At 50.8% G+C, this 13,765-nt stretch carries 9 protein-coding genes, 2 tRNA genes and 3 rRNA genes; 3 read left to right on the forward strand and 11 right to left on the reverse strand.

The window, feature by feature from the left end; translation table 11 throughout:
* Positions 1 to 75: 75 nt before the first annotated feature.
* Both polA and JQN59_RS27065 read right to left on the reverse strand, forming a co-directional pair.
* Positions 76 to 2,862, reverse strand: a complete 2,787-nt coding sequence (gene polA, locus JQN59_RS23315) for a DNA polymerase I (protein WP_149607373.1) — start codon at positions 2,860 to 2,862, stop codon at positions 76 to 78.
* 215 nt (positions 2,863 to 3,077) lie between these two features.
* Positions 3,078 to 3,413 carry a hypothetical protein gene (locus JQN59_RS27065; protein ID WP_230320052.1) on the reverse strand — a complete coding sequence of 112 codons (336 nt, stop codon included), beginning with the start codon at positions 3,411 to 3,413 and terminating at the stop codon, positions 3,078 to 3,080.
* On the opposite strand from JQN59_RS27065, the gene JQN59_RS23320 reads away from it, so the two are divergent.
* Positions 3,307 to 4,161, forward strand: coding sequence for an acyltransferase (locus JQN59_RS23320; RefSeq protein WP_230320050.1), 855 nt, complete (start codon positions 3,307 to 3,309; stop codon positions 4,159 to 4,161). The genes JQN59_RS27065 and JQN59_RS23320 overlap by 107 nt on opposite strands.
* 13 nt (positions 4,162 to 4,174) lie before the next feature.
* On the opposite strand, the gene dsbA is transcribed toward JQN59_RS23320, so the two are convergent.
* The 3 genes from dsbA to JQN59_RS23335 form a co-directional block, all read right to left on the reverse strand.
* On the reverse strand, positions 4,175 to 4,798 hold the full coding sequence (gene dsbA, locus JQN59_RS23325; protein WP_003028621.1) for a thiol:disulfide interchange protein DsbA: 624 nt from the start codon (positions 4,796 to 4,798) through the stop codon (positions 4,175 to 4,177).
* 16 nt (positions 4,799 to 4,814) lie between these two features.
* Complete coding sequence (locus JQN59_RS23330) at positions 4,815 to 5,801, reverse strand: serine/threonine protein kinase (RefSeq protein WP_149607372.1); 987 nt, start codon at positions 5,799 to 5,801, stop codon at positions 4,815 to 4,817.
* Between the two features lie 76 nt (positions 5,802 to 5,877).
* On the reverse strand, positions 5,878 to 6,147 hold the full coding sequence (locus JQN59_RS23335) for a YihD family protein (RefSeq protein ID WP_003028616.1): 270 nt from the start codon (positions 6,145 to 6,147) through the stop codon (positions 5,878 to 5,880).
* A 126-nt stretch (positions 6,148 to 6,273) separates the two neighbouring features.
* Here JQN59_RS23335 and mobA point away from each other — a divergent pair, with 126 nt between their 5' ends.
* Positions 6,274 to 6,801, forward strand: coding sequence for a molybdenum cofactor guanylyltransferase MobA (gene mobA / locus JQN59_RS23340; protein ID WP_442781404.1), 528 nt, complete (start codon positions 6,274 to 6,276; stop codon positions 6,799 to 6,801).
* On the forward strand, positions 6,798 to 7,301 hold the full coding sequence (mobB, locus tag JQN59_RS23345; RefSeq protein ID WP_005121858.1) for a molybdopterin-guanine dinucleotide biosynthesis protein MobB: 504 nt from the start codon (positions 6,798 to 6,800) through the stop codon (positions 7,299 to 7,301). Before mobA ends, mobB begins: the two co-directional genes overlap by 4 nt.
* Positions 7,302 to 7,638: 337 nt before the next feature.
* On the opposite strand, the gene rrf is transcribed toward mobB, so the two are convergent.
* The 6 genes from rrf to hemG form a co-directional block, all read right to left on the reverse strand.
* A 5S ribosomal RNA gene (rrf, locus tag JQN59_RS23350) occupies positions 7,639 to 7,754 on the reverse strand.
* 94 nt (positions 7,755 to 7,848) lie between these two features.
* Positions 7,849 to 10,756, reverse strand: a 23S ribosomal RNA gene (locus tag JQN59_RS23355).
* Positions 10,757 to 10,965: 209 nt separating this feature from the next.
* Positions 10,966 to 11,041, reverse strand: a tRNA-Ala gene (locus JQN59_RS23360).
* Between the two features lie 109 nt (positions 11,042 to 11,150).
* A tRNA-Ile gene (locus JQN59_RS23365) sits at positions 11,151 to 11,227 on the reverse strand.
* 71 nt (positions 11,228 to 11,298) lie between these two features.
* A 16S ribosomal RNA gene (locus JQN59_RS23370) occupies positions 11,299 to 12,840 on the reverse strand.
* Together the 16S, 23S and 5S rRNA genes with 2 tRNA genes alongside form the textbook arrangement of a ribosomal RNA operon.
* 378 nt (positions 12,841 to 13,218) lie before the next feature.
* The gene (gene hemG / locus JQN59_RS23375) at positions 13,219 to 13,764 is read right to left on the reverse strand and encodes a menaquinone-dependent protoporphyrinogen IX dehydrogenase (protein WP_149608244.1); all 546 of its coding nucleotides are present in this window, start codon (positions 13,762 to 13,764) and stop codon (positions 13,219 to 13,221) included.
* Position 13,765: the final 1 nt, after the last annotated feature.

The raw sequence follows: 13,765 nt of genomic DNA on the forward strand, positions 1-13,765 counted from the left end.
AATTCTAATGGACATCACAAAAAGCTCTCTCTTATGTTGCTTAGTTACGAAAAAGGCGCGTTATTAAGTAAACCCTTAGTGCGCCTGATCCCAGTTTTCACCACTCCCGACTTCCACCAGCAACGGCACGTCAATCTGAGTCTCGTTTTCCATCAGTTGGTGGATCTTTTTGGAGACGCTTTCCAGATCATCTTTGTGCACTTCAAACACCAGTTCATCGTGTACCTGCATGATCATGCGCACGCGCGGTTGCTCGGTTTGCAGCCATCCATCCACGGCAATCATGGCTCGTTTGATAATGTCTGCGGCAGTTCCCTGCATCGGGGCGTTAATAGCCGCACGTTCAGCACCAGCGCGACGAGCACCATTACTGGATTTAATATCCGGTAAATAGAGACGGCGACCTTCCAGCGTTTCTACATAGCCTTGCTCTTTCGCCTGCGCGCGGGTGCGTTCCATGTATTCCAACACACCAGGGTAGCGTTCAAAGTAGAGATCCATGTACTTCTGTGCTTCTTTGCGCGGAATATTCAACTGGCGCGCCAAACCAAAGGCGCTCATCCCGTAGATCAAACCGAAGTTAATGGCTTTAGCGCTGCGACGTTGCTCGCTGGTCACAGAATCAAGCGGTAAACCAAAGACTTCTGCCGCCGTTGCGCGGTGAATGTCTTTCCCTTCGGCAAACGCGGTAAGCAGACCTTTATCACGTGAAAGGTGCGCCATGATACGCAGTTCAATCTGTGAGTAGTCCGCAGAGACAATCACGTAGTCTTCTGGCGCAATGAACGCCTGACGAATACGACGACCTTCGTCATTACGTACCGGGATGTTTTGCAGGTTTGGATCCGTTGAAGACAAGCGCCCGGTGGCGGTAACCGCCTGATGGTAGGAGGTGTGCACGCGCCCGGTTTTCTTGTTAATCATCAACGGAAGCTTATCCGTATAGGTCGACTTCAGTTTTGCTAAACCACGATATTCCAGGATCACTTTCGGTAACGGATAATCCAGCGCGAGCTCTTCCAGTACCTCTTCCGACGTTGATGGCGCGCCGCCAGGGGTTTTCTTCAACGGCTTAATACCCTGCTTTTCAAACAGGATAGTTTGCAGTTGCTTAGTGGAAGAGAGGTTAAACGCTTCTCCGGCGATCTCGTGCGCTTTTTGCTCCAGCTCATTCAAACGCAGCGTCAGCTCTTCTGAATGCTTGTGCAGAACAGCCGGATCGATTTTCACACCGTTGCGCTCAACGCGAGACAAAACCGGCACCAGCGGCATATCGATATTTTCAAAGACGTTCAACGGCCCTTTATGCTGCTGCAATTCTGGCCACATCTTCAGATGCAGCTGTAGCGTAACGTCGGCGTCTTCCGCAGCGTAACGACCAGCCTCTTCCAGTGCTATCTGGTTAAAGGTCAGCTGGTTTTTGCCTTTTCCGGCGATCTCTTCAAAGGTGATGGTTTTATGTTTCAGCCAGCGGTCCGACAGGCTGTCCATATCGTGTCGTCCAGCGACGCTGTTAAGAATGTAGGATTCGAGCATGGTGTCAAAGGTGATGCCGCGCAGCTCGATGCCATAGTTCGCCAGGATGCCGCGATCGTACTTCAGGTTTTGCCCGACTTTGTGCGCGTTCTCATCTTCCAGCAGCGGCTTTAGCAGCTCCAGCGCACGGTCGCGCGCGATCTGGTCAGGGGCATCCAGGTAATCGTGGGCAACAGGAACATACGCCGCCACACCCGGTTCAATGGCAAAAGACAGGCCAACCAGATTCGCGGAAATGTTGTCCAGGCTGTCAGTTTCAGTATCGAAGGCAAAGACTGGTGCTTTTTTCAGCTTAGCGATCCACGCTTCCAGCGTCGCTTCGTCCAGAATCGTCACATAGTTTTCATACGAAAGAACCGTGGCCGGCTCCTCAGGCGTTTCATTGACGACAATAGTTTCTTGCGGTTTTGCCGCCGGCTTCGTCCCTTTCGCCTGTAGCCATTTACCCGCTTCAACGTCGGTAACCCAACGTTTAAATTCATACTGTTTAAACAGGCCAAGCAGTTCTTCTGCAGCGGGCTGACGCACTTCAAGCTGCTCACAGGTCAATTCCAGCTCAACATCCGTTTTGATGGTAGCCAATTGATAAGAGAGGTACGCCACCTCTTTGTTCTGCTCAAGTTTGCCTGCCATGGTTTTCGCACCACGGAAGGTCAGCCCCGCTATTTTGTCTGATTCGGCATAGAGGGTATCCAGTCCACCCAGCCCCTGCAGTAGTGCCTGAGCGGTTTTTTCGCCTACGCCTGGAACGCCAGGAATGTTATCTGAGGAATCCCCCATCAGCGCCAGGAAATCGATGATCAGTTCCGGCGGGACGCCGTACTTATTCACCACTTCCTCCGGGCCGAGGATCGTATTGGTCATGGTGTTGATTAGGGTGATATTCGGCGTCACCAACTGAGCCATATCTTTATCACCGGTACTAATCAGCACCGGGCGACCGATCTTCTCTGCTTCCCGCGCCAGCGTACCGATAACATCGTCCGCCTCCACGCCAGAAACAGCCAACAGTGGCAACCCCATCGCCTTTACCATCGCATGCAGAGGTTCAATCTGCGCACGCAGATCGTCCGGCATCGGTGGGCGGTGAGACTTATAATGTTCGAATAATTCATCACGGAAGGTTTTACCCTTGGCGTCGAATACCACCGCTGCATGGGTTGGTTGATATTGCAGAATCAAGCTACGCAGCATGTTGAGGACACCGTACATCGCGCCCGTAGGTTCTCCTGCGCTGTTAGTCAGCGGTGGGAACGCGTGGTATGCGCGATACAGGTAAGATGAGCCATCTACAAGGATAAGTGGGTTTTCTGGGATCTGAACCATAATGTCCGTGCCTGTTTATCAGATTATGGGTAAAGGATGCCACAGACAGGATGAAAACATGAGTTTTTCGCCGCATTTGTCGAAAAACTTTTGCAGATCTTCTGCTTTGCTCGCAAAGACAGCTGTGGATAACTTTGTGAATAAATAATTTTCAGCTCTTTAAATATAGCAAGGCAATTAATGCTCCATTTTATTTATACAACAATTTCAATTGGTTAAATAAACTCACGGCATTTTATTCCATTTTTACAGCTTATATCCTGATGTGGATAGATATTCTCTTTTTTTCTATTCAGGGAAGATCCATCATTTGGTTCGTTTTCTGATAAAATCAGCCCCTTGCGCCTCTTTCGCGCACTGTCTATGGCTAACCTTTTGAATAATTTAATTATGACGAGAATACTCGCTGCGATAACGCTGTTGCTGAGTATCGTATTGACCATATTGGTCACGATTTTTTGTTCTGTGCCGATCATCCTTGCCGGGGTTGTGAAACTCCTTTTGCCCATTCCTGTCGTCTGGCGCAAGGTTTCTGTCTTCTGTAATTTCATGATGTACTGCTGGTGTGAAGGTCTTGCGCTACTGCTGCACCTTAATCCACGGCTGAAGTGGGATGTTGAAGGACTGGAAGGTCTTAGCAAGAAAAACTGGTATCTGCTCATTTGTAATCATTACAGCTGGGCCGATATCGTTGTGCTTTGCGTTCTGTTCCGTAAGCACATCCCGATGAATAAATATTTCCTCAAGCAACAGCTGGCCTGGGTGCCCTTTATTGGCCTGGCTTGCTGGGCGCTGGATATGCCGTTTATGAAACGCTATTCACGTGGCTATCTGCTTCGCCATCCGGAACGCCGTGGTAAAGATGTCGAAACAACCCGTCGTTCCTGCGAGAAGTTTCGCGTACACCCGACAACCATTGTGAATTTTGTCGAAGGTTCGCGCTTTACCAAAGATAAACGTGAGCAAACCCGCTCACCCTATCAAAACCTGCTCCCACCCAAGGCGGCAGGTATTGCGATGGCATTAAACGTACTGGGGTCACAGTTCGATAAAATGTTGAACGTCACGTTATGCTATCCGGAAAACAGCAGTCGGCCTTTCTACGACATGCTGAGCGGTAAGCTAACGAGGATTGTCGTGCGGGTGAATCTGGAGCCAATCCATGAAGAGTTACACGGTGATTACGTGAACGATAAGGCATTCAAGCGCCGCTTTCAGCTGTGGTTGAATACGCTGTGGAGTGAGAAAGACGCGCAGCTCGACGCGATTAAAGCTGCAAATAAAAAAGCCGGTCAGTGACCGGCTTTTACTTTTACTTCTGACCGACCAGGTATTTCACGGTATCCGCATACTGTTGTACAAAGATATCCATGCTGCTGGTATCCATGCCCTGCGGGTTGACCTGATATTTGCCATTCACGAACATCGCCGGAACGCCCTGCAGCTGTAAATCAGCCGCTGCTTTTTCCTGCTGTGCCACGAGAGATTTCACTACGAAGCTGTTCCATGCCGCATCATAGTCTTCGCCTTTAATACCCGCATCGACAAACACTTTACGGATATCAGCAACAGACTGAACGGTCTGGGTTTTCTGAACCCCTTCAAACAGCGGAACAGTGACCTGATCTTCAACGCCCAGCGCCATTGCAACCGCCCATGCCTGCGTCAGATCTTTGCCCAACGGCCCGAGAAACTCGACGTGGTACTTGGTCATCTTGGTGCCTTCCGGCAGTTTTTTCTTCACGTTATCAGATACATGAAGCACTTCTTCAAACTGATAGCAGTGCGGGCAGTAGAAGGAGAAGAACTCCAACACTTGCGGTTCACCCGCAACAGGCTTCTCCAGGGTGATGTATTGTTTACCATCCTGGAACTGCGCTGCAGATGCGCTAAAAGCTAAGACCATACCAGCCAGCGCCAGCCATATTTTTTTCATGTTCAAGTTTCTCCGATTAATACATTGGCGTTAATTGTAAGGGGGGCTCTTGCAGAATTTTTGCCTGCTCAATAAAGGTCGCGGTCTGACGATGCCAGTAATCTTCCCCGGTTAACCACGGGAAGTTTTTTGGGAACGCAGGGTCAGCCCAACGTCGAATCAGCCAGGCAAGATAATAAACTAAACGCATAGCGCGTAAAGGTTCTATCAGTCCGATTTCAGAGATGTCGAACTCACTAAACTCTTCATAAGCCTCGATAATGGTTTCTAGCTGCATGCGTTGTTCAGCTTTATCACCATTGAGAAGCATCCATAAATCCTGAATAGCCGGACCATTGCGGGCATCATCTAAATCGACAAACATCGGGCCATCGCGCCACAGAATATTACCGGCATGACAATCACCGTGCAGGCGTAACGTAGTAAAACGAGTATGCCAGCGTTCGGTAACCACCGCGATAAGCGCATCCGTTGCCTTCAGGAAAGCCGCTTTTTGCCCTGATGGGATAAGCTGTGCGTGTTCAAAAACTTTACGCGGCTCAGTCAGGTATTCTTCAAGGCCAATCGTCGGTCGGAAGGTAAAAGTACGCTTGCATCCGGTCTGGTGCATACGCCCGAGATAGCGCCCCACCGCCTCCATCTGATCGATGTTGTCAGCTTCAAACTGTCGTCCACCGACGCTGGGGAAGATCGCATAATGGAAACCCTGATGGCTTAACAGCGTTTGGCCGTTCAGTACCAACGGCGCAGCTACCGGGACTTCATCGCTTACCAGTTCCTGAGCAAACTGGTGCTCTTCCTGGATCTGATCGACAGACCAGCGTTCAGGGCGATAAAACTTAACAACAAAGCGTCGACGGTCTTCGTCCTGGAATTGATAGACACGGTTTTCATAGCTGTTAAGCGGGGTAAGCCCGGAGTCCACCCGGATCCCCTGCTCAAACAGTGCATCCATGATGGTATCCGGGTGTAGCGTCTGGAAATTAAAAGCGTTGTCGTTCATCCCATCATCCGGAAAATACTACGAATGATTCAGGATATCATTTCGCAGCGCTTTCGGTGGCGGCGATTACAAGCTTTTACTCTTTAATTACACCACGAGCGCGGAGTAGTGCGGTTTTAAAATCTTCTTCATAATCTTTCTGAATACCTGGGATGACAGCATCCTTCGCTGAGTCTCGCATTTTCAGGTGATAGATCAGAATGTCATCAGTTAAATCCGCCAGTTCGCCGTCAAAACCTGACTCTTGCGCCAGTTTCTGCAAAAATTGCATCAGGTTAAGATCGGGTTCCTTCTGCCAGGCAGGCTGGAGGAGTTCAATAACTTCATTCAGACGTTTACATTTCATGGTTGTGCTCCTTAGGCTCAATACAGATACGTTAGCAGGGTCAATCCCACATTAAAAGAGGCGATATCAGTGATTCTGGATAGTGCAATAACAGGGGTTGTGCTGGCTGGCGGTAAGGCCAGACGGATGGGTGGAACCGATAAAGGTCTGCTTGAACTGGACGGTAAACCTCTTTGGCGGCATGTGGCCGACATTCTCGCTTTGCAGGTCGAAATCGTGGTGGTTAATGCCAATCGCCACCGGGATATATACCAGCAAAGCGGCCTGAAAGTTATTCCCGATTCCTTGGCCGATTTCCCTGGCCCACTGGCCGGGATGCTATCGGTATTCCTGCAGCAAACGGGGGAGTGGTTTCTGTTTTGCCCGTGCGATATGCCCTATATTCCTCACAATCTGGTCGCTCGTTTAAAAGAACAACGCAAAGCTGCACCGGTTGTCTGGGTGCATGATGGGGAAAGAGATCACCCAACCATTGCGTTGATGCACCGCTCGATGCAGCCTTTGCTGCAGGATTATCTTCAGTCCGGTGAACGACGTGTCATGGTCTTTATGCGTCTGGCTGGTGGTCATGCTGTCGATTTCAGCGATCATAAAGATGCGTTCGTAAACGTGAACACCCCCGAAGAGCTTGCAAAATGGCAGGATAAATCATGATCCCATTACTCGCCATTGCGGCATGGAGCGGCACGGGAAAAACCACGCTGCTCAAAAAGTTGATCCCGGAGCTACGTGCCAGAGGTATACGTCCCGGATTGATTAAACATACTCATCACAATATGGATGTCGACAAGCCCGGTAAAGATAGTTATGAACTGCGCAAAGCCGGTGCAGCACAAACGCTGGTCGCCAGCCAGCAACGTTGGGCGTTAATGGTAGAGACGCCGGAAGAGCCCGAACTGGATTTAGCGTACTTGGTAAGCAGGATGGATGCTTCAACGTTGGATATGGTGTTGGTTGAGGGTTTTAAGCATGAGCCTGTTGCTAAGATCGTGCTTTTTCGCGACGGTTGCGGGCATAGCCCTGAAGAATTGGCGATAGACGAATATGTTATCGCGGTTGCCAGTGATGTTCCGCTGGCGGTAGATGTTCCATTATTAGATATCAACGACATACAGCAACTTGCTGATTTTGTTACGCAATGGATAAGATGGTAACCGTGTTGTTATGATGTGCCTGATGCGCTGCGCTTATCAGGCCTACAAAATACGTTCAGCCCGGCCCCTGCAGGCCGGATAAGGCGGTACGCCGCATCCGGCGGTTTTCATCCCGCACAGACGCAAAAAAGCCCATCCGTCAGGATGGGCTTCTTCACTTTAATTAATGCCTGGCAGTTTATGGCGGGCGCCCTGCCCGCCACCCTCCGGGCCGTTGCTGCGCAACGTTTAAATCCGCTCCCGGCGGATTTGTCCTGGGCAGGAGAGCGCTCACCGACAGACAACAGATAAAACAAAAGGCCCAGTCTTTCGACTGAGCCTTTCGTTTTTATTTGATGCCTGGCAGTTCCCTACTCTCGCATGGGGAGACCCCACACTACCATCGGCGCTACGGCGTTTCACTTCTGAGTTCGGCATGGGGTCAGGTGGGACCACCGCGCTACAGCCGCCAGGCAAATTCTGTTTATCAACACACCTCCTGGGCATGTCGATGTTATCTGTATCAGGCTGAAAATATCTCTCTTCGCCAAAACATCTTCGGCGTTGTAAGGTTAAGCCTCACGGTTCATTAGTATCGGTTAGCTCAATGTATCGCTACACTTACACACCCGACCTATCAACGTCGTCGTCTTCAACGTTCCTTCAGGACCCTTAAAGGGTCAGGGAGAACTCATCTCGGGGCAAGTTTCGTGCTTAGATGCTTTCAGCACTTATCTCTTCCGCATTTAGCTACCGGGCAATGCCATTGGCATGACAACCCGAACACCAGTGATGCGTCCACTCCGGTCCTCTCGTACTAGGAGCAGCCCCCCTCAATTCTCCAGCGCCCACGGCAGATAGGGACCGAACTGTCTCACGACGTTCTAAACCCAGCTCGCGTACCACTTTAAATGGCGAACAGCCATACCCTTGGGACCTACTTCAGCCCCAGGATGTGATGAGCCGACATCGAGGTGCCAAACACCGCCGTCGATATGAACTCTTGGGCGGTATCAGCCTGTTATCCCCGGAGTACCTTTTATCCGTTGAGCGATGGCCCTTCCATTCAGAACCACCGGATCACTAAGACCTGCTTTCGCACCTGCTCGAGCCGTCACTCTCGCAGTCAAGCTAGCTTATGCCTTTGCACTAACCTCCTGATGTCCGACCAGGATTAGCTAACCTTCGTGCTCCTCCGTTACTCTTTAGGAGGAGACCGCCCCAGTCAAACTACCCACCAGACACTGTCCGCAACCCGGATTACGGGTCTACGTTAGAACACCAGCCATTAAAGGGTGGTATTTCAAGGATGGCTCCATGCAGACTGGCGTCCACACTTCAAAGCCTCCCACCTATCCTACACATCAAGGACCAGTGTTCAGTGTCAAGCTATAGTAAAGGTTCACGGGGTCTTTCCGTCTTGCCGCGGGTACACTGCATCTTCACAGCGAGTTCAATTTCACTGAGTCTCGGGTGGAGACAGCCTGGCCATCATTACGCCATTCGTGCAGGTCGGAACTTACCCGACAAGGAATTTCGCTACCTTAGGACCGTTATAGTTACGGCCGCCGTTTACCGGGGCTTCGATCAAGAGCTTCTCCTTACGGATAACCCCATCAATTAACCTTCCGGCACCGGGCAGGCGTCACACCGTATACGTCCACTTTCGTGTTTGCACAGTGCTGTGTTTTTAATAAACAGTTGCAGCCAGCTGGTATCTTCGACTGATTTCAGCTCCATGGGTAAACCACTTCACCTACATATCAGCGTGCCTTCTCCCGAAGTTACGGCACCATTTTGCCTAGTTCCTTCACCCGAGTTCTCTCAAGCGCCTTGGTATTCTCTACCTGACCACCTGTGTCGGTTTGGGGTACGATTTCGTGTTACCTGATGCTTAGAGGCTTTTCCTGGAAGCAGGGCATTTGTTACTTCAGCACCGTAGTGCCTCGTCATCACACCTCAGCGTTAATAAGGTACCGGATTTACCTGGAACCTCCGCCTACATGCTTAAACCGGGACAACCGTCGCCCGGCTAACATAGCCTTCTCCGTCCCCCCTTCGCAGTAACACCAAGTACAGGAATATTAACCTGTTTCCCATCGACTACGCCTTTCGGCCTCGCCTTAGGGGTCGACTCACCCTGCCCCGATTAACGTTGGACAGGAACCCTTGGTCTTCCGGCGTGCGGGTTTTTCACCCGCATTATCGTTACTTATGTCAGCATTCGCACTTCTGATACCTCCAGCATGCCTCACGACACACCTTCAACGGCTTACAGAACGCTCCCCTACCCAACAACACATAGTGTCGCTGCCGCAGCTTCGGTGCATGGTTTAGCCCCGTTACATCTTCCGCGCAGGCCGACTCGACCAGTGAGCTATTACGCTTTCTTTAAATGATGGCTGCTTCTAAGCCAACATCCTGGCTGTCTGTGCCTTCCCACATCGTTTCCCACTTAACCATGACTTTGGGACCTTAGCTGGCGGTCTGGGTTGTTTCCCTCTTCACGACGGACGTTAGCACCCGCCGTGTGTCTCCCGTGATAACATTCTTCGGTATTCGCAGTTTGCATCGGGTTGGTAAGTCGGGATGACCCCCTAGCCGAAACAGTGCTCTACCCCCGAAGATGAATTCACGAGGCGCTACCTAAATAGCTTTCGGGGAGAACCAGCTATCTCCCGGTTTGATTGGCCTTTCACCCCCAGCCACAAGTCATCCGCTAATTTTTCAACATTAGTCGGTTCGGTCCTCCAGTTAGTGTTACCCAACCTTCAACCTGCCCATGGCTAGATCACCGGGTTTCGGGTCTATACCCTGCAACTTAACGCCCAGTTAAGACTCGGTTTCCCTTCGGCTCCCCTATTCGGTTAACCTTGCTACAGAATATAAGTCGCTGACCCATTATACAAAAGGTACGCAGTCACACCCCAAAGGGTGCTCCCACTGCTTGTACGTACACGGTTTCAGGTTCTTTTTCACTCCCCTCGCCGGGGTTCTTTTCGCCTTTCCCTCACGGTACTGGTTCACTATCGGTCAGTCAGGAGTATTTAGCCTTGGAGGATGGTCCCCCCATATTCAGACAGGATACCACGTGTCCCGCCCTACTCTTCGAGTTCACAACACATGCACTTTTGTGTACGGGACTTTCACCCTGTATCGTGCGACTTTCCAGACGCTTCCACTAACACACATGCTGATTCAGACTCTGGGCTGCTCCCCGTTCGCTCGCCGCTACTGGGGGAATCTCGGTTGATTTCTTTTCCTCGGGGTACTTAGATGTTTCAGTTCCCCCGGTTCGCTTCATTACGCTATGTATTCACGTAATGATAGTGTGTCGAAACACACTGGGTTTCCCCATTCGGAAATCGCCGGTTATAACGGTTCATATCACCTTACCGACGCTTATCGCAGATTAGCACGTCCTTCATCGCCTCTGACTGCCAGGGCATCCACCGTGTACGCTTAGTCGCTTAACCTCACAACCCGAAGATGTTTCTTTCGATTCATCATCGACTTGCAAAAATTTGAGAGACTCGAACACACCATTTTTCATTTCTTATTACGGAGAAATGAAACAGTGTGTCGTTTCAATTTTCAGCTTGATCCAGATTTTTAAAGAGCAAAACTTCGCAGTGAACCTTTTCAGGTACACTCTGAAGTTTTCTTGTGTTTTTGCAGTAAGAGATGGTGGAGCTATGCGGGATCGAACCGCAGACCTCCTGCGTGCAAGGCAGGCGCTCTCCCAGCTGAGCTATAACCCCATCGTAGAATGCTAATCTCTGTACCCTAATTCGTTTCCGGGCAAGGCGCGGTGGTGCGAAGCATACTGAAGTATGCGAGCATCGCCGTAACACAGCACGGAGGCGAATTTGGTAGGCCTGAGTGGACTTGAACCACCGACCTCACCCTTATCAGGGGTGCGCTCTAACCACCTGAGCTACAAGCCTGCAGAGATTTTCTTACTGCTAATTTTCATCAGACAATCTGTGTGAGCACTGCAAAGGTCGGTTCTTTAAGGTAAGGAGGTGATCCAACCGCAGGTTCCCCTACGGTTACCTTGTTACGACTTCACCCCAGTCATGAATCACAAAGTGGTAAGCGCCCTCCCGAAGGTTAAGCTACCTACTTCTTTTGCAACCCACTCCCATGGTGTGACGGGCGGTGTGTACAAGGCCCGGGAACGTATTCACCGTGGCATTCTGATCCACGATTACTAGCGATTCCGACTTCATGGAGTCGAGTTGCAGACTCCAATCCGGACTACGACATACTTTATGAGGTCCGCTTGCTCTCGCGAGGTCGCTTCTCTTTGTATATGCCATTGTAGCACGTGTGTAGCCCTACTCGTAAGGGCCATGATGACTTGACGTCATCCCCACCTTCCTCCAGTTTATCACTGGCAGTCTCCTTTGAGTTCCCGGCCTAACCGCTGGCAACAAAGGATAAGGGTTGCGCTCGTTGCGGGACTTAACCCAACATTTCACAACACGAGCTGACGACAGCCATGCAGCACCTGTCTCAGAGTTCCCGAAGGCACCAAAGCATCTCTGCTAAGTTCTCTGGATGTCAAGAGTAGGTAAGGTTCTTCGCGTTGCATCGAATTAAACCACATGCTCCACCGCTTGTGCGGGCCCCCGTCAATTCATTTGAGTTTTAACCTTGCGGCCGTACTCCCCAGGCGGTCGACTTAACGCGTTAGCTCCGGAAGCCACGCCTCAAGGGCACAACCTCCAAGTCGACATCGTTTACGGCGTGGACTACCAGGGTATCTAATCCTGTTTGCTCCCCACGCTTTCGCACCTGAGCGTCAGTCTTTGTCCAGGGGGCCGCCTTCGCCACCGGTATTCCTCCAGATCTCTACGCATTTCACCGCTACACCTGGAATTCTACCCCCCTCTACAAGACTCTAGCCTGCCAGTTTCGGATGCAGTTCCCAGGTTGAGCCCGGGGATTTCACATCCGACTTGACAGACCGCCTGCGTGCGCTTTACGCCCAGTAATTCCGATTAACGCTTGCACCCTCCGTATTACCGCGGCTGCTGGCACGGAGTTAGCCGGTGCTTCTTCTGCGAGTAACGTCAATCGCTGCGGTTATTAACCACAACGCCTTCCTCCTCGCTGAAAGTACTTTACAACCCGAAGGCCTTCTTCATACACGCGGCATGGCTGCATCAGGCTTGCGCCCATTGTGCAATATTCCCCACTGCTGCCTCCCGTAGGAGTCTGGACCGTGTCTCAGTTCCAGTGTGGCTGGTCATCCTCTCAGACCAGCTAGGGATCGTCGCCTAGGTGAGCCGTTACCCCACCTACTAGCTAATCCCATCTGGGCACATCCGATGGCAAGAGGCCCGAAGGTCCCCCTCTTTGGTCTTGCGACGTTATGCGGTATTAGCTACCGTTTCCAGTAGTTATCCCCCTCCATCGGGCAGTTTCCCAGACATTACTCACCCGTCCGCCACTCGTCACCCAAGGAGCAAGCTCCTCTGTGCTACCGTTCGACTTGCATGTGTTAGGCCTGCCGCCAGCGTTCAATCTGAGCCATGATCAAACTCTTCAATTTAAAAGTTTGATGCTCAATGAATTAAACTTCGTAATGAATTACGTGTTCACTCGTTGAGACTTGGTATTCATTTTTCGTCTTGCGACGTTAAGAATCCGTATCTTCGAGTGCCCACACAGATTGTCTGATAAATTGTTAAAGAGCAGTGCCGCTTCGCTTTTTCTCAGCGGCGCGGGGTGTGCATATTACGCCATCCCGCTACGAAGTCAAGCATTTAATTTCGCTTTCTTCGCCGGAGTTCTCAGTGGAACTCCGCTGACCCGGCGGCTTGTAATCCGTTGTTCCGTGTCAGTGGAGGCGCATTATAGGGAGTTATTTCAGGCTGACAAGGGGAAATTTAAAATAATCTTCCGAGTGCGTATTTTTTATTCTTTGCGCTTATTTTAACAACGCTTTGTTGGTTAATTGGGCTATTTCTCGCGCGAATCTCGCAACCTGTTCCCAATCGGTATACACCACTTCTTTATTCGTATCCGTTTCACCGCCTGACATCTTCATTATCAGTTGGATCATAACGCGGTCATACCAGCGATAGCGTGGATACAGCAAAGCACCCGCAATGACTGCGCTGTGGTCTGGTCGCCACGGCGAACTCATCAAGAACTTACGCGCATAGCTGTTGGTTTGCGGCGTACGTTTCTCCGGTTTACGGGCAACCAGGTTTACGGAGTAGAACGCGCTCGGCATCGAATTCAGCCGTGTGGCATTCTTTTTCACAAACTCCTGAAAAGCAGCATGGTAATGACCGTAGCGAATCGAGGCGCCAATTACCACGCTGTCATAATTTTGCCAGTCCGGCTCCGCGGTACGATGCAAATTAACAACATCTGCCCAAACGCCCAGCTCTTTGAGTTCAGAAGCCAGATACTCAGCGATTTCACGCGTTTGTCCGTCCCGGGAAGAAAAAAGAATCAGTGTTTTCACG

The sequence above is a fragment of the Citrobacter sp. B72 genome, from assembly GCF_016894305.1.
Lineage (GTDB): Bacteria > Pseudomonadota > Gammaproteobacteria > Enterobacterales > Enterobacteriaceae > Citrobacter > Citrobacter portucalensis.

Coding starts and splice junctions, on each gene's coding strand:
- mobA (WP_442781404.1), top strand. CDS start 6,274: ATGGGTGGAACCGATAAAGGTCTGCTTGAACTGGACGGTAAACCTCTT.
- dsbA (WP_003028621.1), bottom strand. CDS start 4,798: ATGAAAAAAATATGGCTGGCGCTGGCTGGTATGGTCTTAGCTTTTAGC.
- JQN59_RS23335 (WP_003028616.1), bottom strand. CDS start 6,147: ATGAAATGTAAACGTCTGAATGAAGTTATTGAACTCCTCCAGCCTGCC.
- mobB (WP_005121858.1), top strand. CDS start 6,798: ATGATCCCATTACTCGCCATTGCGGCATGGAGCGGCACGGGAAAAACC.
- JQN59_RS27065 (WP_230320052.1), bottom strand. CDS start 3,413: ATGAAATTACAGAAGACAGAAACCTTGCGCCAGACGACAGGAATGGGC.
- polA (WP_149607373.1), bottom strand. CDS start 2,862: ATGGTTCAGATCCCAGAAAACCCACTTATCCTTGTAGATGGCTCATCT.
- JQN59_RS23330 (WP_149607372.1), bottom strand. CDS start 5,801: ATGAACGACAACGCTTTTAATTTCCAGACGCTACACCCGGATACCATC.